The 21,137-nt window shown below is 36.3% G+C and carries 20 protein-coding genes and 2 pseudogenes; 18 read left to right on the forward strand and 4 right to left on the reverse strand.

All coding sequences use genetic code 11. The features are described from left to right. Window positions 1-421, reverse strand: a pseudogene (locus tag BN1206_RS09370) (IS3 family transposase); the annotation flags it as partial. A gap of 231 nt (window positions 422-652) precedes the next feature. Between BN1206_RS09370 and pulA the strand changes: the two are divergent. Then, complete coding sequence (gene pulA, locus BN1206_RS02110; RefSeq protein WP_052542819.1) at window positions 653-4,237, forward strand: type I pullulanase; 3,585 nt, start codon at window positions 653-655, stop codon at window positions 4,235-4,237. Between the two features lie 136 nt (window positions 4,238-4,373). Here the strand turns inward: pulA and BN1206_RS02115 are convergent, their stop codons facing one another. Continuing rightward, window positions 4,374-4,763, reverse strand: a complete 390-nt coding sequence (locus tag BN1206_RS02115; protein ID WP_013437305.1) for a hypothetical protein — start codon at window positions 4,761-4,763, stop codon at window positions 4,374-4,376. Window positions 4,764-5,137: 374 nt separating this feature from the next. Here BN1206_RS02115 and BN1206_RS02120 point away from each other — a divergent pair. Then, window positions 5,138-5,770 (forward strand): annotated as a pseudogene (locus BN1206_RS02120) (transposase); the annotation flags it as partial. Window positions 5,771-6,258: 488 nt separating this feature from the next. On the opposite strand, the gene BN1206_RS02125 reads toward BN1206_RS02120, so the two are convergent. Both BN1206_RS02125 and BN1206_RS02130 read right to left on the reverse strand, forming a co-directional pair. Then, window positions 6,259-6,699: a DUF6198 family protein gene (locus BN1206_RS02125; RefSeq protein WP_052542821.1), complete on the reverse strand. Its 441-nt coding sequence runs from the start codon at window positions 6,697-6,699 to the stop codon at window positions 6,259-6,261. Between the two features lie 88 nt (window positions 6,700-6,787). Continuing rightward, window positions 6,788-6,994: a hypothetical protein gene (locus BN1206_RS02130; protein ID WP_013437309.1), complete on the reverse strand. Its 207-nt coding sequence runs from the start codon at window positions 6,992-6,994 to the stop codon at window positions 6,788-6,790. Between the two features lie 145 nt (window positions 6,995-7,139). On the opposite strand from BN1206_RS02130, the gene BN1206_RS02135 reads away from it, so the two are divergent. From BN1206_RS02135 to BN1206_RS02210, 16 genes are all read left to right on the forward strand, one after another. Continuing rightward, window positions 7,140-7,385: a hypothetical protein gene (locus tag BN1206_RS02135; RefSeq protein WP_013641576.1), complete on the forward strand. Its 246-nt coding sequence runs from the start codon at window positions 7,140-7,142 to the stop codon at window positions 7,383-7,385. A 29-nt stretch (window positions 7,386-7,414) separates the two neighbouring features. Next, complete coding sequence (locus BN1206_RS02140; RefSeq protein ID WP_014565619.1) at window positions 7,415-8,344, forward strand: glycosyltransferase family 2 protein; 930 nt, start codon at window positions 7,415-7,417, stop codon at window positions 8,342-8,344. An 11-nt stretch (window positions 8,345-8,355) separates the two neighbouring features. Further along, the gene (locus BN1206_RS02145) at window positions 8,356-9,225 is read left to right on the forward strand and encodes a metallophosphoesterase family protein (RefSeq protein ID WP_052542822.1); all 870 of its coding nucleotides are present in this window, start codon (window positions 8,356-8,358) and stop codon (window positions 9,223-9,225) included. A 416-nt stretch (window positions 9,226-9,641) separates the two neighbouring features. Next, on the forward strand, window positions 9,642-9,857 hold the full coding sequence (locus tag BN1206_RS02150; RefSeq protein ID WP_052542824.1) for a hypothetical protein: 216 nt from the start codon (window positions 9,642-9,644) through the stop codon (window positions 9,855-9,857). Window positions 9,858-9,928: 71 nt separating this feature from the next. Further along, entirely contained in the window at window positions 9,929-10,390 is a 462-nt protein-coding gene (locus BN1206_RS02155) for a DUF7916 family protein (protein WP_231575949.1), read from the forward strand. 368 nt (window positions 10,391-10,758) lie between these two features. Beyond that, the gene (locus BN1206_RS02160; RefSeq protein WP_052542826.1) at window positions 10,759-11,481 is read left to right on the forward strand and encodes an aggregation-promoting factor; all 723 of its coding nucleotides are present in this window, start codon (window positions 10,759-10,761) and stop codon (window positions 11,479-11,481) included. Between the two features lie 140 nt (window positions 11,482-11,621). Then, window positions 11,622-12,692 carry an SEC10/PgrA surface exclusion domain-containing protein gene (locus BN1206_RS02165; RefSeq protein WP_022087446.1) on the forward strand — a complete coding sequence of 357 codons (1,071 nt, stop codon included), beginning with the start codon at window positions 11,622-11,624 and terminating at the stop codon, window positions 12,690-12,692. A gap of 81 nt (window positions 12,693-12,773) precedes the next feature. Then, window positions 12,774-13,349: a histidine phosphatase family protein gene (locus BN1206_RS02170; RefSeq protein WP_013437317.1), complete on the forward strand. Its 576-nt coding sequence runs from the start codon at window positions 12,774-12,776 to the stop codon at window positions 13,347-13,349. 6 nt (window positions 13,350-13,355) lie between these two features. Beyond that, window positions 13,356-13,943: a histidine phosphatase family protein gene (locus BN1206_RS02175; RefSeq protein ID WP_082104742.1), complete on the forward strand. Its 588-nt coding sequence runs from the start codon at window positions 13,356-13,358 to the stop codon at window positions 13,941-13,943. Window positions 13,944-14,010: 67 nt separating this feature from the next. After that, window positions 14,011-14,670, forward strand: a complete 660-nt coding sequence (locus BN1206_RS02180) for a putative quinol monooxygenase (protein ID WP_052542830.1) — start codon at window positions 14,011-14,013, stop codon at window positions 14,668-14,670. 171 nt (window positions 14,671-14,841) lie between these two features. Next, window positions 14,842-15,522: a glycerophosphodiester phosphodiesterase family protein gene (locus BN1206_RS02185; protein ID WP_052542832.1), complete on the forward strand. Its 681-nt coding sequence runs from the start codon at window positions 14,842-14,844 to the stop codon at window positions 15,520-15,522. Between the two features lie 96 nt (window positions 15,523-15,618). Further along, window positions 15,619-16,590, forward strand: a complete 972-nt coding sequence (locus tag BN1206_RS02190) for a LacI family DNA-binding transcriptional regulator (RefSeq protein WP_052542833.1) — start codon at window positions 15,619-15,621, stop codon at window positions 16,588-16,590. A gap of 201 nt (window positions 16,591-16,791) precedes the next feature. After that, complete coding sequence (locus BN1206_RS02195) at window positions 16,792-18,087, forward strand: ABC transporter substrate-binding protein (protein ID WP_052542835.1); 1,296 nt, start codon at window positions 16,792-16,794, stop codon at window positions 18,085-18,087. Between the two features lie 20 nt (window positions 18,088-18,107). After that, window positions 18,108-18,992 (forward strand): carbohydrate ABC transporter permease, encoded by an 885-nt coding sequence (locus BN1206_RS02200; protein ID WP_052542836.1) that lies wholly within the window; start codon window positions 18,108-18,110, stop codon window positions 18,990-18,992. Next, window positions 18,985-19,842 carry a carbohydrate ABC transporter permease gene (locus BN1206_RS02205; RefSeq protein WP_082104743.1) on the forward strand — a complete coding sequence of 286 codons (858 nt, stop codon included), beginning with the start codon at window positions 18,985-18,987 and terminating at the stop codon, window positions 19,840-19,842. The genes BN1206_RS02200 and BN1206_RS02205 overlap by 8 nt, the downstream gene beginning before the upstream one ends. Further along, on the forward strand, window positions 19,842-21,134 hold the full coding sequence (locus BN1206_RS02210) for a glycoside hydrolase family 32 protein (RefSeq protein WP_052542838.1): 1,293 nt from the start codon (window positions 19,842-19,844) through the stop codon (window positions 21,132-21,134). The genes BN1206_RS02205 and BN1206_RS02210 overlap by 1 nt, the downstream gene beginning before the upstream one ends. Window positions 21,135-21,137 lie beyond the last annotated feature (3 nt).

Below are 21,137 nucleotides of genomic sequence, written 5' to 3' on the forward strand. Positions count from 1 at the left end.
ACGCAATCGCAAGTTTTCTTCTTTCAGCTTTTGGATCTCTTTCTCCAATTCCTTGCGTGATTTTTGACTCTCTTTGATCACGGGCAGGGCGTCCTTTCTGTTTGATAATGACATTATACCCGTTTTCTTTGTGTTCTCTATCTAAGCCATTTGTTAAGCATGGCAATGCTTTTGAAGCCTAATTCTAGCGATAATTGAACATATGACTTAGTACCAAAGATAGCTTGTTCAATTGCTTGCTCTTTAAATTTTTTAGAATAAACCTGCTTTCCAGTATTTAAAATATCCGTTCCATGCATATCAATCAATCTAAATTAGCTAAGTTCATTTTATATGCTTTAAACAATTGACTTATTGAGATATTCTCATCTTTCCATTTACGATAAATTTCTATTTTTTGTTCTTTATTAAATTTAGACATGGCAAAGGACCTAAAAGTATCTCACTTTTAGGTCTCACTTCATTTAGATGCTGATAAATCCACCTTTTTCTTTTTGAAATATAAAAACAATTAAAATAAATCCGGTTTTTCATATGTACAAATACAGATTAACAATCAAAATTGTTAGCGGTAACATACACATTCGCTATTGCTTATGAAAGCGCTTTAATATACGCTTGTTCTGAAATATTCAAATAGGAGGAAGCTATAATGAATAAAAATAAAAACCGTTACAGTAGAAGTAAATGCGTATTTGTTTGTGCATCAGCCATTTTGAGCCTTTGGCTTGGTGCAACTTGGACTAACAATGTTAAAGCCGCTGAAGTTGACGCAAATCAAGCAGCAAATAACACCGAACAAACACAGCAAAATACAGATCATGTAACGGCTAATAAACAAGATAAAACAAAAGATGTAGATAATCAAGCTACACCTACTGCAACTGAGCAAAATAATGCGCAACCAGCAGCAAATGCAAAAAGTAATGATTCAGCTTCTGCAACACCTCAATCTGATCCAGAAACGGTAAAGAACACAACTAAAGTTGTTGTTCACTATCAAGGTGATGGTACTAAATGGGTACCTTATGTATGGGGCAAGAATCCAAACAGTACTGGTGTTCAATATAATTGGGACGGCCAGGATAATTATGGTTATTATGCCAACATTACAGTCGATAATGATGAACAAAAAGTAGGAGTTTTGATTAAAGGTACAGACTCCTGGGATAAAGATGGTACAGGTGCCGACCGTTCATTGACTGTTGACGATAATGGTAAGGCTGAAGTTTGGTACAAAGAAGGTTCTGATGATAGTCAGGATGTAACTCCAAGCTATAATTCAGCTAAAATAAAAGTTCATTATCATGGTAATACTGATGCAACAAGTCTTAATTACTGGACTGATACTGATCAAAGTAAAAAGGCAGTATCATTATCGAAGGAAGACGATGATGATGAAATTGGTGACTTTGATTTGACGGGCCAAACATTTAGCAAGATCTATGTTTCACCAATTGGTAGTGATACTGAGACTAGAGAATTTACTCCACTTCCAGGTGATGGAACTACTGATATTTATTTAGTAAATAAAGATACAACGGCTTACTACACACCAAGCTTTGCTTTAGCACCAGAAAGCTTAGCTTCAGCTTCAATGGAATCACGCAATACAGTAGATATAAAGACTGCTAAAAAGATGACCGCAGATGAAGCTAAAGCCATCTTACAAATGAAGGATAATGAAGTTGTTGATGTATCCGCAGTTGACGCTGATCAGGATGGCAAGAGTAAAGAATTTAAGATTACCACAGCTAAAGATCTTGATATTTTAACTAATAATCAAATTGGAATTTACAACAACTTTAGGTCTATCGATATTGGCAAATACGTCAGATCTGATGAATTCGATGCCAAATATTACTATGGCGGCGATGATTTAGGTGCAACTTACACTCAAGCACAAACCCAAATTAAACTTTGGGCACCAACAGCTAAGAAAGTTGTTTTGAACTTATATGCCTCATTAGATAATGACTCAACTGCAACTAAGACATTTGTCATGACTCGTGGTGATAAGGGCGTTTGGTCAGTATCTCTTCCAGGTGATTACAAGAATTGGGCATATGATTACAGCTTAACCTTCGGTGATGGTAGCGAGACTAAAAGTAATGATCCATACTCAAAGGCAGTAACCATCAATGGTGATCGTTCAGTTATTGAAGATTATGATGCAATTAAACCAGATGACTTTAATAGAATGCCTTCATTCTCAAGCCCAACTAATGCAATTATCTATGAAACCAGCATTCGTGACTTTACGAGTGATCCAAACTCAGGTATTAAAGATAAAGGTAAATATTTAGGCATGATTGAATCAGGCATAGCTCCTGATGGCCAGGTCACTGGTTTGGATTACTTGAAGTCATTAGGCATTACTCATGTTCAAATTATGCCAATGTTTGACTTCGCAAGTATTGATGAAACTAAGAATGATGGAACTTATAATTGGGGTTATGATCCTAAGAACTATAATGTTCCAGAAGGAAGCTATTCAAGCAACGCAGCTAATCCAACCGCAAGAATCATGGAAATGAAAGAAATGATCAACGGTTTGCACAAGGCTGGTATTAGAGTAATCATGGATGTTGTTTACAACCACGTATACTCACCAAACGACCAGGCCTTGCAAAAGACAGTTCCAGGTTATTACTTCGAATACGATGATGATAACAATATGGTAGCTGATAGTGGTTGTGGTAATGATACTGCCAGTGAACGTCTGATGATGAGAAAGTATATCCTGGATTCAGTTAAATACTGGGCTAAAAACTACAACATTGATGGCTTCCGCTTTGATATTATGTCATTGCTTGATACTACTACCATGAATGATATTCGGGATGAATTAAATCAGATTGATCCTGGTATGCTTCTTTATGGTGAAGGCTGGGATATGAGAACCACCAAGCGTGAGATCGGTGCTGGTCAATACAACGCAGATAAAATCCCTTCAATTGGCTTCTTCAGTGATGATATTAGAAACTCAGTAAGATCTGATGAACCAAATTACGCTCCAGGTTTGGTTATCGGTGATGGAAAAGAAGAAAAGTATGAAGCTGATGCTAAGAAGTTTATTGCCAGCTACTTGGGCGGTAAGGACTTAGCAATTCCTGGTGTTACTTGGCAGATTCACCCATACCAATCACCAAGTCAAACTATCAACTATGTTGCTTGTCACGATAACCGTACTTTGTATGACTTGTTGAAGTGGGCTTTACCTGATGAATCTGAAGCTAATATTATTAAGCGTGATAAATTAGCAACGTCAATGATCATGTTAGCAGAAGGTGTGCCATTTGTTTATGGCGGCCAAGAAGCTTTAAGAACTAAAGATGGTAACAATAATAGTTACAATGCTCCAATTGAAGTCAACGAAATTAATTGGGAACGTGTCAAAGACAATCAAGATCTTGTTAACTACTTCAAAGAATTAGTTAATGTACGTAAGAGTCAACCTGCCTTAAGATTGAACAATTATGATGAAATCGCTAAGACAGTAAAGACAGTCAATGCTGGTGAAGGTGGTATCTTTACTTTCGCTTACAAAGAAGATGGCAAGACACTTTATGTAGTATTTAATGTTAACGATAGTAATGCTGAATTGAATGATGTTGATTTGTCTAAAGCTGATAAGTTGCTAGACAGCGATGGAAATGTTGTCTTAGGCAAGACTACAACATTGATGCCACTTAGCACGTTGATTGCTGTAGTTCCAGATGAAACTCCAGTAACCCCGGAAACCCCTAGTGATACTGGCTCCATCACTAATACTGGTTCAGCTGATTCATCACAAATTCAAGGCAATGGTGATACTGATAAGCTTTTACCAGCTCTTGATATTGTTTTGACTCATAATGCTTATATCTATCAAAATGATGGAATTACTACTCTTAAAGAAAATGGTAAGAACATTGTCCTTAAATTGGGTAAAACTATTCATGCTATGAACAATGGTCAAATCTTTACCTTCAATGGTAAGAAATTCTACCAAATTGGAGAAAATGAATACGTCAAAGTTAATAATACTTTGAAACGCAAAGTTTTGATCCATAACGCTTTTGTTTACACAAAGAGTGGTAAGGCCATTAAGAAAGGTCACAAGCATATTGTTCTGAAGAAGAAGAGCACAATCTTAGCACTGGATAATGATAAGATTGTTACTATCAAAGGTAAAAAGTTCTATCGCATTGGTAACAATAAATATGTCAAAGTTGCTAATGTTAAAAAGGATTAATTGCTATTCATAATCTTTTCTCCACATAATTACAAAGCTCTGAATCTACTTAACCATTTACTTAATATTTAAAATTGTTTTGGAACAAAAAGGTTTAATTCCTGTTATGGAATTAAACCTTTTTTATTTCTTGATTTTAAATAATCGGAACGTATTTCATCCAAAGCTGCGTCCATTCAGGCGTATTAGTAACGGCTGCTGTTAAATTACTTAATTCTGAAATGAATTTTTGAATATCAAATGGTGAATACGTCCATTCAAAGTTCTTTTTTAATTGATCAGGTTGTTGAACCTGAAGCCAACTTTCAGGACACATTGATATTACATTCCCGTCTCTAAATATGAAGATCAGATCAAGATTTTTACCAATGATAATACTCCCAAGGGTATGCAATAAAGCATTATCAATCGGCATATGCTTAACCTTACTTCTGTCTGTAATGTTGGTGAGTCTTAATTGTTTAATGCTGATATTCTTAAGACTATTCTTTGTAATTTCCATCAAAGCATGAGTTTGGTTTAACAAAGTTTGAACATCTACTGAATTTTGGATGTCTTCTAGCGTTAATTGATGTTCCGTACTTCTGCTTTCATTGATTAGTGCATCCCTCTCAGATATTTCTATTGCTTTATTTTCTGAAGAGCTGGTTGGAGTATCTAATTCGATAGTTCTAGCAGGTTCAGATTTGATGATACCTGATTCCGCATTAGGCCGATTAGTTACATAGCTATTATCAGGACTATCTGTTTTATCAGCAGCATCAATGTCATTAAGTTAAGACATTGACTAAAGCTTGACTTTAAGAACCGAATTATTTTGATTCGGTTCTTTTGGTTTATATGTTTCGGTCTTTTCAAATACGTTTTTAGGAAAGGTCGTATTATGATGAAAAAACTGCAGCTGTACAATTGCTTAAGCATTTAAATGTTGGCCAGTATATTGTCATGATGGACCGTGGGTATACCGGCTTTAATTTAATTGAAAATTGTAATCGTCTAAATAATTGTTTTTACGTTGTCCGCACTAAAACGGGGCAAGGGGCAATGAAAGAAATTCGAGCTCTGCCTGATTGTGAATGCGATCGTGATATTTCTTGCAAGGTGACTATTTCAGGTAGCTATTACATGAAGCATAAAAATACCGAAAAAATACATTTAATACTGCATTATAGACATCATTACAAGAAATACTTTTCAAAGAATACTCAAGATGCAAGCTGGGACTTTGAAAAGCTGTGTACTGTGAAATTTCGTGCTTGCAAAGTAAGAATTAGTGATCCAGACACAGGTAAAGATGAGTGGGAAGTGCTTCTAACTAACCTGAATCGCCAGGAGTTTCCATTGCCTCGCATGAAAAAACTGTATCACTTACGTTGGGGCATTGAAAGTTCTTTTAGAAAATTAAAGTATGATCTAGGCTGTATCCAATTTCATTCAAAGCAAGATAATTTTATTGAAATGGAAATCTATGCTCATATGATTATGTTTAATACAGTCAGTCAGATTAATGCTCAAGCTTATGTGCCACAATGACATTGCAAGTATACTTATATCATAAATTTTAAAATGTCCTGCAGGATTATTCATAAACAATATAATTACTCTTCAACTGATACTACTTTTCTTAAAATTTTACGTAGGATCAGTCGATACACTGTGCCAGTCAGACCTGGACGAAAAGACAAACGCTATATTAAAGTTAAGGCACCAGTTTGCTTCTTATATTGTGTAGCCTAATTAAAAGTTCCAATATTATAAAAAGGCTTATTTGTTGTACGCAAAAAGGGTATTGAGTGTCAATGTCTTAACTTAATGACATTGGTGATTTCACGTGTCTTTTTTAATTAAACATGTAAATATTTTTCATAAGCGATCTGACAGAATAAAGTGAAGCGGTTCTGAATTAATAAACCGACCAAAGTACCGATGTGCAATGCATAAACTGTGTGATTCCTGAAGAAACAAATTCCAATTACAATCAAAGGAGCGATGATGTTAAAGAGCTTCATCATCTTAGGACTCTAGCGACTCTTCAAACAGGATGACAAAGCATCATGTGGGTGAAAGCACCAAGCACACTCAGAATACATGGCTAAACCTGTAAACGAAATAAGTAAGCCCAAGATGTCGACGCCAAAGCGGGGGATGAAGTCCAGTTTATCAATACCCCACCAGCGCCAGACCGTCGCAAAGGCCTGTATCAGTACACTGTAAGGAGTCAAAAAGATCAGTTCTTTGCGCCACTGCTTCCATGACATTCTTCTTTCAAGAATCATGGTCAAAAAGCTGATCACAATTCCCTCAGTAAAAATTGAAGCACACATTGTCCAACCGAATGCGTGCATCATATTAACAATGGAAGCTGACCAAAGGATACTCCCCAAGTTAGTGACAATGGTCATCGAGTTTTCAATTGCGTTTAAAGTTATTCCTAAAAATGTATATAAGTAAGTTTTCTTCATTCGTCGATCGTCTCAACTTCAATCTTAGCACCGCCCTTAAAAAAATCGTCAAAAAAAGCCCCTTTAAGGGCTTTCATTAGAGTTCTTATTATAATTTATCTGCCCAGATGATGATCATTTCCTGCCACTCAGCACTTTGACCGATGTTGCGGAACTGCAGACTGAAGAGCTTGGCGTTCATGTGCTTTTCTTGCCATTCTTCATAGATCTCATTTGGCATATCTTCAGTTGATTGATACTTGAAAGAATCAACGTGTAATTTAGAAGCATCAATTGCGTTTTCTTTGTTAAACATCATAGTCACTTCTTTTCACACATTTATTATAGTCAGTTTTGTGAAATTTTGCTCAAACTATGCCTTATAATGTAATTATGTATTGAAAATAGTAATAAAAAAGGAAAGCTAAAATAATATCCAAACCTTTAACTTTTCGCAACAAATGCTTGATAGAATTGCTTTAAAATATGTGGATGATAGTCAAGCTCAGCCCTACGAAGCTAAGTATGTCTTAATGAAGGCACCAGACGAGGAAGGATTGTTTATTTCTAGTTTGGAACTTAGCATCAATGGGGATGAAAAGATGGATATCGTCAGAAATGGTCTGTTGATTATTTTTGACGAAAACGAAGTAAAGCATTTCACTGAGATTTTGCAAGACGCATGGAATGAAGGCGGGATGCAATAAAAATATATAAGGAAGAAAAACGTTAATTAATGAAGAAATTATCAATTATTGTTCCTTGCTATAACGAACAGGAATCATTGCCGCTGTTTTATCCAGCGGTCAAAAAGATCATCAAAAAAATACCGGTTAAGCCGGAATATATTTTTGTCAATGATGGTTCAAGCGACGATACACTGAAAGAATTGAAAAAAATCCAACAAGAAGATAAGGAACACGTTCACTACATTTCTTTTTCGAGAAACTTTGGTAAAGAGGCGGCCCTTTATGCCGGTCTGCAAGCCGCAACTGGTGACTTGGTGGTCGTGATGGATGCCGATCTGCAGGATCCACCCGAATTATTGATTGAAATGTATTATTTGATCAAGACCGGAGAATGGGATATAGTTGGCTGCCGCCGAGTGGACCGCAATGGTGAAAGCAAGCTGAAGTCCTGGCTGAGCAACATGTTTTATAAGGTGGCCAACAAAATTTCGGAGACAAAATTGGTACCAGGCGTGCGCGACTACCGCATGATGACGCGCCAAGTCGTTGATGCAGTCCTATCGATGTCCGAATACAGCCGCTTTTCAAAAGGAATTTTTAGCTGGGTTGGTTTTAACACGAAGTACCTCAGCTACAGCAATGTGCAACGTGTTGCCGGCAAGAGCGATTGGACCATTTGGCAACTATTCAAATATGCGATGGATGGAATTTCCGACTTTTCTCAAGCACCACTAAACATCACTCTGTGGCTAGGCTTTGTTTCATTTATCGTTTCATTTTTTGCCATCATTTTTATTGTAGTAAGGCACTGGATTTTCCCACAATATGCTATTAATGGTTGGTCATCACTTGTTTGTATCATTCTCTTAATCGGTGGTTTACAATTATTATGCATAGGACTGGTAGGTCGCTATATTGGCCGAATATATTTGCAAGTTAAGCGAAGACCAATTTATATTATTAAAGAAAAGAAATAAAGAAGAGCAAAATGACCCAAAAGATTATTAACAACACGTTGGCAGACGATCGAGTGAAGGAAAACTATATTTTTATTTCTGATATTCATGGCAATCATGAGACGCTGGGTCTAATTGAACAAGCCAAAAAAGACTTCCCATATGCTCAGCTGGTTACCGGTGGTGATTACATCGATGGTCGCGACAGCGTAAAGGAAGTGCTGGACTATTTAATTGAACAAAAAAGTGAAGGTGCCATTGTTTTATTGGGCAACCATGAACAAATGCTGCTTAATTATGCCAATGAACGTGAACATCAAGATGGGATCTGGTTCTTTAATGGTGGTAGTGATACGTTAAGACAATTGTTGGGGGAAGTTGCTACGCCAGAAGAATTGCGCGCAAGCAGGTATTATCGCTTTTTGACGGGATGCCCGATCATGTATGAAACGCCCAACATCGTGTTCGTTCACGGCGGCGTAAGACCAGATGAAAAGTATAATGATCCGGCTACATATAATAGTGTTGATCATGGCTTTAAGATCGATTATGACTTTTACCGCATCTGGGCCAGAGAAAGATTTTGGTATTCCGACACTTTAAATAAAAAGATCGCTCATAATAAGACCAAGAAGACAATCATCGTGGGTCATACGCCAACTTGTGGACTAGAAGGCGTGTTTGATGATGGTCGCTTGATGAATCGCTTGTCGCCAGATCATTGTATTGTGAGAAAGATGCAATATCCGGGCGAACCTGCTCGCGTCTTTACGGATGGTGGCTCGCACTCTGATCCGTTAATTTATCCACATAATGACGGCAACGTCGTCGTTTTAGACGGTAAAGGCGACGTCGTAAAGGTTTATAACTATAACGATCCGCAAGGAACCGAAGTAGAATAATAAAAAAAGAAATAAAGAAAAACAAGCAAAAATAAAAAGATCGAAATTCGATTAGAATTTCGGTCTTTTTTGATTTAGAGATCCAAAAAATTTTATTAGTCTTCGACTTTCTTAGCTTCGTTCATAGCTTTCATGATTGAAGGGTTCTTTGAGTGACAATCCTTGATCATTTGTAAATCTTCTTCGTTTAATGTAACAACATATTTACTCATAATTTTTATTCCTCGCTTTTATTTGAAAATACACCTTAACTATAGCACTTAAGCCAATTGCTGCAAAGATGAAAATATTCTCAAAAACTTTTTTTAAAATACTGGTAAATTAAGCGCTTTCATTGTATTACGGTGTCATAAAAGTATATACCAAAGAACAATGTAAGAGCTCTGTTTTTTGTAGTATATGGAAGAGGATTTATTATGGCTGATAAGAAATCTGGGGGCTTAGTTCCATTATGTAACGGTACTGTTATTACTTGGACTATGCCACCACTTATTTCTGGATTCTTGGTAACTAGTAGTATCACAGGATCAATTTTGCAGCTGATCAATATTGTATTAGACGTTTTGATTTACATGCCATTCATGTCCGCATTGAACAAGCGTCAACTTATGGAAGAAAATAAGGCTAAATAATGATAGCAAGATTAATTAGTGCAAATTCTAGTGAATTGTTAAAAATGAACGGTGACGAGCTTAAGTAAAGCATTAAGGCTAGCGAAGGCCGGACCGTTTTAAGCGAAAACGTAGTAATTCAACCTGCCATTGATGGCTTAACGATGTCAGAAATTGCGGCTGCCTTTGGTGCGGACCTGATTTTGCTTAACTTATTTGATGTGTTTGAGCCTAAAGTTAGCGGTCTGGAAGTTAAGGACGCAAAAGGCACTGTGCCAGGATTTACTAGCGATGAGTTGATTAAGATTGTCAAAATCGTTCATCAACATGATGGCTTGGTAATGAGTACGATTGGTACTAGTCAGGAGAGTTCTGGCAAGGACGTGATTCACGAGATTGCGCTAAAAAACAAGACTTGCGGTGTCGATATCCAACATATCGGGGACGCCGCATGGGGCGTGTTGTCTCCAACAGAGACTATCTTTGAATTAAGTAAAACAATTCGCGGCTTGAATCATACTATTTCAAGAATGGCGCGTTCTATAAATAGGTAATAATTACATTATTAATAGGTAGAAAAAGGTCAATGGATAACATTGATCTTTTTTTCTGTAATAGTTTTTGCAGAAATGTTTCAGAGTGTTAAGAGCGAACATGCTTTTGCACATAGCAAATAAAAAGTAAAAAGTGGGTTAAAACGTTGACATAACAACATTTTGCATCATCAAAAATAATTTACATAAATATTACAAATGTTACAAAGGTGACACATTCAGTAATACTTTCTTAATAAGCGAGTGATATTCCTGTTATGGTTCTGCAACGAAAGCACTGTAGTATATAACTTGTCAATTGAATGAGACAGACGAATAAGTGAAAATTCGTTACTTATTATTTTTTAAACTTTAAGGAGAGAATTTTTTTGAAAATCAAATCTATCTTAGTTAAGTCAATTGCAGTAGCTGCTATGTCAGTTACAGGTTTAGTAGTAGCAAACAACGCAGGTTCAAACACTGCACAAGCTGCTATCGTCCAAAACGATGCAAGTGTAGTAACTGTAAACTACGTTTCAAATAACTCAATCAACGTATACAACAACTATGAAAACCCAGTAGCAACTGGTCAAATTTTAGCAAGCAACACTTCATGGAAAGTTATCAAGACTGCTTACGATTCAAAGGGCCACAAGTGGTACGACTTAGGTAAGAACCAATGGGTTCGTGCTAAGTACGTAACTATTGGTTACCACGCAGTTGCTACCCAAACTCAAACTACTGCTCAAGCTTCAACTCAAGCTCCAGCACAATCACAAACTCAAACTACTGCTCAAGCTTCAACTCAAGCTCCAGCACAATCACAAACTCAAAACACTCAAACTGCTTCAAATACTAGCGCTTCATCATACACTTCAAACGCATCAGGCTCAGAAGCAAGTGCTAAGGCTTGGATTGCTAACCGTGAATCAGGTGGCTCATACAGTGCTTCTAACGGTCAATACGTAGGTAAATACCAACTTTCAGCTTCATACTTGAACGGTGACTACTCAGCTGCCAACCAAGAAAGAGTTGCTGACAACTACGTAAAGAGTCGTTACGGTTCATGGTCAGCTGCTAAGTCATTCTGGCAAGCAAACGGTTGGTACTAATAAGCAGCCTCGAAAATAACAATTTAATAACGGCTAAAAGGCACGCGCTTACATTCAAGTTGCGCGCCTTTTTTGCTATAATAACCATATAAGTTATAAGGGATACTGGTAGTGTACAGGGAACAACGGAGGTAAACCATATGTTCAAAAAGATAATGATGACTTTACTTGCCAGTGTTTGCTTGCTAACTTCCGCTACTGCAGTCACGGAATATGCCACACCACAAACTGTGCAAGCTGCTACCAAGGGTAAAGTACAAGTAAAAGGCAGTAAGAAAGTCCGACTTTATACTTCGAAGGGCAAAAAGACTAATTACTACGCTTACGCCAGTAGAAAATATTCTTATTCCAAAAAAGGTTATATAAGAATTGGCAAGAAGAAATATTCAGCTTATAAGCTTAATGCCAACTCTTATTGGATTTTGGCTAGAAATGTCAAAACAGTGAAGAATACAGCTCCAGCAACTAATCTTTATGCTCAAGCAGCAATCAGGATGCCAAGCGGCTACACTCTTTCCGCATTGCTTGATGCATATAAGGGTAGCCCAAGTCCTGAATTCGTTAAGGCTTCTATGGAAGGTATGGAGATCAACAACTTCTCGCGTATCGTAGCTGGAGAAAGCAAAGACGATGACAAGATGATTGATCCTGACCATCTTTCAGCTAAAGATAAAAAGGAATTGGCTGAATTCTCTTTGCGTGTAATTAACAGTGCACGTGGGCAACTTGGCTTGCGTCCATGGGTTTACAGCGAAGGTACACAAAAGTTAGCTGATGATGTTGCTAAAGAATATCAAGATCACGGCCACAGTATCAAAGATAATGGTCACTATGTTGCCGGAATCGTTAGAGCCTGCAAGAAGAATGGCCTTAACTTAGATGACAACTACGTTGAAGACATGGCTGGTTTTACCATTAATAAAAAGACCATGCCAATGGGTGAAATGAAACGTGACATTTACTTTGGCTTGAAGCAAATGATCTTCGGCTTTGCCGGTGCTGGTGAAGCTCAACGTGGCGACAGAAATCTTTACCGTGAATGGGAACACGCTGGTGACATCTTCAACACCCAAGGTTCTCGTCATGATGGCGACTACAATTATTATGGCTTCAGTATTTCAAGAACCGGTAATATATATTCAATGCACTTCATCAGTGTGCCATCATTTATTGTGGATAGTAAAGAATTCAACAACAGTTTCAGACCTTAGAATTAAAATAGCCAAAGAGCACGCATTAAGCGTGCTTTTTTGATAAGATATAGAAAACGTGAAAATACGGGGGAAATTTTTGTGACAAAAACTTTATATCTAGTTCGTCATGGACAGACTTATTTTAATTACTACCATAAGGTGCAAGGGCGTTGTGATTCACCACTTAACGAGAAGGGTATCCGCCAAGTAGAAATGGCGCGCGATTACTTCCAAAAACATCACACTCACTTTGATAAAGCTTTTTCTTCAACACAAGAAAGAGCATGCGACACCTTGGAAATTATTACGGACCACAAGATGCCATATACGCGTTTGAAAGACTTGCGGGAAAAGTGCTACGGTATCTTTGAAGGCCGCGATGAATTCTTGTTGCCATGGAACTACGGTAATTCTAATGTTGATCCAACTATGGAAAAAAATGAAGACGTTGTAGCTCGCATGCGCCGCGCCGTTGTGGAAATTATGGATGGCATTGACGATGGTGAAACCGCACTTGTTTGCGGCCACGGCGATATTTTGGCTAGATATGTTAGGGATGCAACTGATAATCCTAACTTTCCTGGTTTTGCCAATGCCTCAATTGTTAAGTTGACAGTTGATGGCGATAAAGTTCATTTTGATGAGTATGTGTGGCCCGCAGAAGATTTGGGATAACTTTAAATGACAATAAATTTGTATTTGGTTAGACATGGACAAACTTTATTTAATAAAGAACATCGGATGCAGGGTAGTTGCGATTCTGCTCTAACTAAATTAGGAGTTAAGCAAGCTGAAGCTGTTCGCGATTATTTTGCTCAAAATGGTATTGTGTTTGATAAGGCTTATTGCTCGACTCAAGAGAGGGCAAGCGATACTTTAGAGATTATCGTTGGCCCTGAGATGGAATATGAACGTCTTAGAGAACTTAAAGAAAAGAATTACGGTGCGTATGAGGGTCGCAAGACTATTTGGTGGCCGTTTAGTCGTATTTTTAAGAATTCTGTTGAGGATAATCGAGAAGTTGTTGAGCGAATGGAGCGTGGAATTAATTTAATTTTGCGTGATGCTCAAGATGGCGAAAATATTTTGGTCGTTGGTCACGGCGATAGCATGAGTCAATATATTCGTGAAAAGGCTAATGGACGGAAGTTTCGCGGTTTTCACAATGCGGAATTTGCTTTATTAGAAAGCAATGGTCATGAAGTGGAATATGTCAAAAGCGAATGGCCAGCACGAAATGTTCGTATTGACGAATTAACTGGTAAATAATCGTTCTATTTTAGTACATTAGCTTATAATAATAGGTGTGTAAAAATTAAGATATGAGGCAAGTAAAATGGATGAAACACCAATTTTTAAAATTGCTAAGTTAACTATTGCAAAAGATGATCGTGATGAATATATTCGTCAAGCTGAAAACAATATGCATGCATCAATTCCAGCTGAAGAAGGTACATTATTAATCGGTAGCGGTCACGATGATGCTAAAGGCGAAGACAATTACGAAATTGAATTATTCCGTAATAAGGGTGCTGAAGATTTGCACATTGCAGCTTCAAATGCTGATGACTTTGCAGAAATCGTTGATAATATTTCTAGTGACAAGAAAGTAATCAACTTGAAGCCAGAAGTTATTACTACCCATGCTCAAAAGGCTTTGAACAGCTATGCTGACAACTTCGTTATGCGTTTAGTTAAAGTTGAAGCTAAGGCTGGCAAGGAAGAAGAATACGCTCATTCAGTTAAGAAAGAAATGACTACCAGTATTGCTTCTGAACCAGGTATGGAAATCATGATGTCTGGTACTAATAAGGATAATCCTAACGAATGGTACTTCGTTGAAGTTTATGCAAACGACAAGGCATATGATTACCATGTACAAACTCCACATTATAAGGAATATATTGAAGAAACTGATAGCATCGTTGAAAGAAGAGATGTTAAGGATCTTGTAAGAGATACTTTGGCAACTCAAGGTGCTATTGTTTTAGATTAATCGCAAATAAAAAATGCCGCCGTGAGGCGGTATTTTTTGTGGATAAGTAATTTGGCAGAATTTACTTTATAAAATAAATTTTATCGGTTTTTATCAAAAATTTATTTTATGAATTAAATAATTAGCATTTTTACTTAAAATTCATTTCATAAGTAAAATTATTAGGAAAAAATGAATCAAACAATTATTTTTGCTCACCGCGGCTTGCCGGTAAAATTCGCAGAAAATTCGTTGGAAGGCTTTCACTACGCATCAACTCATGGCGCTGAAGGCGTAGAATTTGACGTGCACTTGACCAAAGATAAGGTACCGGTGGTCATGCACGATGAAACGCTGGATAGGACTACTAACGGGACTGGCTATATCAAGGACTATACTCTAGGTGAAATTAGAAAATTTCATTTGGCAAATGGTGAGCCAGTACCAATGCTGCGTGAATTATTTGAAGTTTTACAAGGTAAAGATTTATATATCAATCTAGAATTCAAGACCAATAAAATTCACGATGAAGGGATTGAAGCAATCGTTTTGGCTCTAGCCAAGGAATATCATTTTGTGCATCCCATCATCTTTTCTTCCTTTAACTATCAAACGTTGAAAAACTGCCAGCGCATCGATCCACATCAGCAGTATTGCTTCTTAACTAAAAAGCCCATTTTATGGCCTAAACATTTTGTTAAGAAAAATCATTTTGTGGCGATTCATCCACACTGGTATGAGCCTAGTAAAGTAACTCAGCGAATTTGGACGATTGACAATCCACGACTGGCTAAAAGATATTTTAAGTTAGGAGTAGCTGGGATTTTTACTAATAATTTTGAATTGATGAATGAAGTGAAAGAGAGATTATAGCTAATAGTTATAGGGGGGAGATTAAATAGTATTTTTGCTTAATATTCTTAATTCTAGAAGTATAATGGAAAAGATGATTCAAAAGAGGTGATAAAAATGGCAACAATGAAGGATGTCGCACAAAGAGCAGGAGTAGGAGTTGGTACAGTTTCTCGTGTAATTAATCATGTGCCAGGAGTTAAGGAAAGTACCCTAATCAAAGTTAACCAAGCAATTAAGGAACTGAATTATATTCCAGATGAATATGCTCGAGGATTGAAAACTAAATCTTCTAGAGCTATAGCTCTTATTTTGCCTTCAGTTTGGCATCCATTTTTCTCAGAATTTGCATACTATGTAGAGAAAAGATTAAATAAAGAAGACTATAAGCTGTTATTGTGCAACTCGAACGATAATCCAACAGAAGAAGCAAAATATATTAAGATGCTTAAGCAAAACAAAATCGATGCGATTATTGCGATTACTTATAGTGATATTGAACAGTATATTTATTCAAATATTCCTTTCGTCAGTTTAGATCGTTATTTTGATAAAAAAGTGTCATATGTTACTTCAGATAATTATGAAGGTGGCAAACTAGCAGCTAGAAAATTATTAGAGCATGGTGCTAGAAGTCTTGCCTATGTTGGTAGTTATAGTAAGTATCCTAACGGAACGATGCTAAGAAGAGCTGGCTTTAGAGATTATCTTGAAAATATAGGAATTGATTATAAAGAGATTTTCTTGCAAGAACCTGTCAATGATTTCACACCTTATATTCTAGAAATGCTAAAAGTTCATCCAAAAATTGATGGGATTTTTTGTCATACTGATTCATTATTGTTGAAATTAAGAAAAATTTTAAATCAATATGGATATAGAGTTCCTGAAGATATTCAATTAATAGGATTTGATGGGATGAATTTGTCTTCAGATCTTCCATTGGGGATATCTACAATTGCCCAGCCTGTTGAGCAATTGGCTAATGGTGCAGTTGATCTAGTTTTACGCAAAATTGCGGATCCTAGTTTGAAAAATGAAGCTAAAATGTACCCAGTAAGATATGTTGATGGAAATACCACAAAATAACTGTTGACAAGCTATGAAAGCGGTATTATTATTTAAATGTAAGTTGAAACGTTTCCAAAAAAGGAAATGAAAATAGTTTTGTGCTAATAATTATTTTTTTAAGTCAAAAATAGAAACGTTTCAATTAATTAGAATTATGTTAGAGATAAGAAGCGTTTTATTTTTTTGAATAGAATTGAAACGTTTCAAAGGAGAGATACTATGGAAAAGTGGAAATTAGGAGTTGCAACAGTTGCCGCTATTGCAGCACTAGGTTTAGCAGGATGTAGCAATAACCAAGGGAGCAGCAACAGTAAGAACGTGACAATGTGGGTACACGTTTCAAATACTGACCCTGAAGGTAAGGCTCTTCAAAAGAATGTTAATGACTTTAATAAAGAAAACAAACACGGCTATAAAGCCAAAGTTCAATTTATTCCACGTTCTGGTTCAGGTGGTGGTTATGAAGATAAAGTTAATGCCGCTTTGAACTCCGGAAGTTTGCCAGATGTTTTAACTTTGGATGGTCCTAACACTGCTGCTTATGCTCATTCAAAGATTATTCAACCAGTTGGAAAATACATTCAAGGAAAAGATGATTTTGTAAAGTCAATTATTGACCAAGGTACATATGACAAGAAATTATATGCGATTGGTTACTCAGAATCAAGTATTGGATTCTATTACAATAAAAAAATGTTTAAAGAGGCTGGTATTAAAGATTCAGAACTTCCAACTTTGAGTAAGCCATGGAATTGGAATCAATTTAAAGATATTTGTAAGAGACTTAAAAATCACTTCCATGAACCAGCAATTAATATGAACTTGAATGATCACTCAGAAATGGCTCTTTATTCATTAGCACCATTTGTATGGTCAGCTGGTGGTAGCATTACTAATCCTGCTGGCACTAAGGCAGTTGGCTACTTTAATTCCAAGCAAACTACTTCAGCCTTCCAATTAATTCAAGACATGGTTAAGGATGGTTACACTACTATTTCACCAAAGGATAAAGGCTTTGAAACTGGTAAGTACGCAATGTTTATGACTGGTGTGTGGGAAGTTCAAACTTTGCAAAATCAATATAAGAATTTAAAGTGGGGGGTTCTTCCATATCCAGTTTCACCGAAGACTAATAAAGCAGTTTCACCTACTGGTTCATGGCAATACGCAATGTCTTCAGCGGCTAAGAACAAGAAGGCAGCTGGTGCTTTGATTAATTATTTAGTAAGTAAAAAAGCTTTGATGACTAATGAACGTATTATGGGTAATACTGTTTTACCAGTACGTAAAAGTGTTGCTAAAGAATTAATTCCTAAAGTTGGTCCAGCTATGAGATTCTTCATTAAGCAAAACCAAACTACGGGTCATGCTCGTCCAGTTTTAGTTAACTACCCACAAGTAACTAGAACATTTGCTGATACTGTTCAAAATGTAACTTTGTACAAGAAGAATCCTAATGTACAAAAGGTAATGAACGAACAAGCTAAAGTTATTCAAAAGTACCTTGAGAAATAGAGAAGTAAAGGGGAATCTTTATGCAAGTTAAAGGTATAAAGAGACAAATTGGGTGGCTGTATGTTTTTCCAGCTATTCTAATTTTACTAACATTTTTAATCATCCCATTTTTGATGTCATTTAGTTATTCTTTTACGAACTATAATATTTTGACACCATGGGCTAAGCAATATGTAGGTTTTACAAATTACATTAATACTTTTAAAGATCCTGTCTTTTTACAAAGTTTAAAAAATATTGCACAATTCGTTATCTTTATTATGCCGATTCAAGTTGGTGCGGCTTTAGGTTTAGCTTTAATTATTAATAAAAAGCGTCCCGGAAATACATTCTTTAAGATTTCATTCTTTGCACCACAAGTTGTATCTTTGACTGTTGTCTCAATTCTTTGGATGTATATCCTTAATCCTGATCAAGGCTTATTAAATGGTATTTTAGGTATTTTCCATATTAAACCTCAACCATTTTTGACCTCACCAAAGCAAGCTATGTTCGCCATCATCGGTGTATCTGCTTGGCAGGGTGCCGGTTATCAAATGTTGATCTTCCTAGCAGGATTACAAAATATTCCAGACTCACTTTATGAGGCTGCTGAACTTGATGGTGCTAATGGTTGGCAAAGATTCTTGCACATCACATTGCCAATGCTTAAGCCAACTTCAATCATGATTTTAACTACTACTTTCATCAGTGCATTCAACTTGATGATTCAGCCAATGATCATGACCCAAGGTGGTCCACAAAACGCCACAATGACGCCAATCTACTACATTTATCGTACTGGTTTTACTGACCGTCAATTAGGTTATGCAAGTGCTATGAGTGTAATCTACGGCATTATCATTATTATCTTTACTATTATTCAAAGAAAGATCACAAACGCCGGAGGTGACGAGAATGCATAAATTTATGACACGTAGAAGATTTCACGTGATCTGGACTACAGTGTTAATTACAATTTTAGCTTTATTCTTCTTGTTCCCATTGGTTTGGATGATCGTTTCTTCAATGAAACCTGAATCTCAAATTTATGCCAATATCAGTAACTTTAAGGCATTCTTACCTTCAGGTCATATTTCCGATTGGGGCAAAGCTTATGTAAGCATCTTCCATAGATTCCCAGTAATGAGATACATTTTAAACAGTGTATTTTATGCAACAAGTGTAACGATAGGTTCAATTGTAGTAAATGCGCTCGCTGGATATGGTTTTGCTAAATTTAATTTTACAGGACGTAAATTACTTTTCGGTTTATTAATTGCATTATTGGTTATCCCAGGTACTACACTTTTAATTCAGCAATTCCAAATTGCTAAAACTATTGGTATTTTGAATACGCCTTTGGCAGTTATTTTGCCAGGTATGTCTAGTCCATTCTATATTTACATGTTTAGAAATGCTTTCGCAGCAATTCCAGATAGTATTACAGAAGCTGCTGAACTAGATGGGGCAAGTAATCTAAGAATTTTCTGGAATATCCTTTTGCCAATGACGCTTCCTACAGTTGCAACAGTTGGAACACTATCATTCATAGGTAGTTGGAACGACTATGTATGGCCATTAATGGTTTTGACCAATACTGATCAATTTCCATTGCAAGTAGCTATTACAAATATTAACAGTACGAACCCTGTTTACATGAATCAAGTTATGGCTATTTTGACTATTTCTACTGTTCCTTTGGTATTGGTTTACATCTTCTTCCAAAAGTATCTCACTCAAGGAATGGGTTCTGCAGGTAATGGTGATAAGTAATGAAAGAAAATTCATATTTATATAAGAAAATAAGAAAAATCGATGATGATGAATTACGACCAACTTTTCATTTTACTGCTCCAGTAGGGTGGATTAATGATCCTAATGGACTAATCCATTATAAAAATTATTATCAATTGTATTATCAATATAATCCTTATGCCCCACATTGGGACAACATGCATTGGGGACACGCTCGCAGCAAGGATGGTCTTCATTGGGAAGACATGCCGATAGCGATGAAACCTGATCATCAATATGATAAAACCGGTGTTTTCTCCGGTTCTGCTATTGAAAAGGATGGCAAGTTATATGTTCTTTATACAGGGCATGTAGATGAAGATGGTCAAATTACTGAAACACAATGTGTAGCTGTTTCAGATGACGGTGTTGATTTTAAAAAATATGAAAACAATCCGGTAATGACTGTGGCTGATTTGCCTGGAGAAACGGATGAAAGTAATTTCCGTGATCCTAAAGTTTTCAAGCACGGTGACAAGTATTATTGTGTGGTTGCCGCAGCACTTGAAAAACATGGTAGCTTAGTTTTATTTGAATCAGATGATTTGCTTCATTGGTCATTTAAATCTGTTTTGCTTCAAGGTGAAGAATACGGCATTATGACCGAATGTCCCGATTACTTTAATATTAATGGTCAAGATTATTTAGCCTTTAGTGTAATTTTAGGCGATGGCAGAAATAGTGTTGTTTATCTTGCTAAGGGACATATGGATTGGCAAAACTTTAAGTTTAAGTTAGAAGAACAACATCGTTTAGATGATAGCGATGACTTCTATGCTTCTCAAAGCTTTGTAGATGAAAAAGACAATCGAATTATTATTCCTTGGTTGAGAAGTGCTGATCATGTTAACTATCTTGAAGAATCCTGTCATCTTTGGAACGGTATGATGGGGATCCCAAGAATGCTGACTACAATTAATGGTCAATTAATCCAAAAGCCAATTGGAACAATAAATGATATGTCATTATCTGACAGTCAAGATATTGATTTAGGCAGTTATAAATTAACTGAAGAAATTCCTATTGATCATAGTTTGATATTAAAAGGCGATAATGGTGAGATTCACATTACTCGCAAAAAAGAAGATCAATATGTAATTGAAATTCATTCACCTGTATTTATTAAAACTGTTTCATGGCATCCAGATAATCATAAATTGACATTGGTGATTGATAATTCGAGCTTTGAACTCTTTAGTCAAAGTAAGACTTTAAGTATTGTTACTTTTGTTGCTGGAATAAAACAAGCAATGCTTAAAAAGGTAAATTAGCAA

The organism is Lactobacillus sp. OTU4228, from assembly GCF_001006945.1.
Taxonomy (GTDB): Bacteria; Bacillota; Bacilli; order Lactobacillales; family Lactobacillaceae; genus Lactobacillus; species Lactobacillus amylovorus.

Excerpts from the sequence above, each read along its gene's own strand:
- BN1206_RS02140 (WP_014565619.1), top strand. The coding sequence starts at position 7,415 with ATGAAGAAATTATCAATTATTGTTCCTTGCTATAACGAACAGGAATCA.
- BN1206_RS02150 (WP_052542824.1), top strand. The coding sequence starts at position 9,642 with ATGGCTGATAAGAAATCTGGGGGCTTAGTTCCATTATGTAACGGTACT.
- BN1206_RS02125 (WP_052542821.1), bottom strand. The coding sequence starts at position 6,699 with ATGAAGAAAACTTACTTATATACATTTTTAGGAATAACTTTAAACGCA.
- BN1206_RS02195 (WP_052542835.1), top strand. The coding sequence starts at position 16,792 with ATGGAAAAGTGGAAATTAGGAGTTGCAACAGTTGCCGCTATTGCAGCA.
- BN1206_RS02205 (WP_082104743.1), top strand. The coding sequence starts at position 18,985 with ATGCATAAATTTATGACACGTAGAAGATTTCACGTGATCTGGACTACA.
- BN1206_RS02175 (WP_082104742.1), top strand. The coding sequence starts at position 13,356 with ATGACAATAAATTTGTATTTGGTTAGACATGGACAAACTTTATTTAAT.
- BN1206_RS02200 (WP_052542836.1), top strand. The coding sequence starts at position 18,108 with ATGCAAGTTAAAGGTATAAAGAGACAAATTGGGTGGCTGTATGTTTTT.
- BN1206_RS02210 (WP_052542838.1), top strand. The coding sequence starts at position 19,842 with ATGAAAGAAAATTCATATTTATATAAGAAAATAAGAAAAATCGATGAT.
- pulA (WP_052542819.1), top strand. The coding sequence starts at position 653 with ATGAATAAAAATAAAAACCGTTACAGTAGAAGTAAATGCGTATTTGTT.
- BN1206_RS02135 (WP_013641576.1), top strand. The coding sequence starts at position 7,140 with ATGCTTGATAGAATTGCTTTAAAATATGTGGATGATAGTCAAGCTCAG.
- BN1206_RS02165 (WP_022087446.1), top strand. The coding sequence starts at position 11,622 with ATGTTCAAAAAGATAATGATGACTTTACTTGCCAGTGTTTGCTTGCTA.
- BN1206_RS02190 (WP_052542833.1), top strand. The coding sequence starts at position 15,619 with ATGGCAACAATGAAGGATGTCGCACAAAGAGCAGGAGTAGGAGTTGGT.
- BN1206_RS02145 (WP_052542822.1), top strand. The coding sequence starts at position 8,356 with ATGACCCAAAAGATTATTAACAACACGTTGGCAGACGATCGAGTGAAG.
- BN1206_RS02130 (WP_013437309.1), bottom strand. The coding sequence starts at position 6,994 with ATGTTTAACAAAGAAAACGCAATTGATGCTTCTAAATTACACGTTGAT.
- BN1206_RS02185 (WP_052542832.1), top strand. The coding sequence starts at position 14,842 with ATGAATCAAACAATTATTTTTGCTCACCGCGGCTTGCCGGTAAAATTC.
- BN1206_RS02180 (WP_052542830.1), top strand. The coding sequence starts at position 14,011 with ATGGATGAAACACCAATTTTTAAAATTGCTAAGTTAACTATTGCAAAA.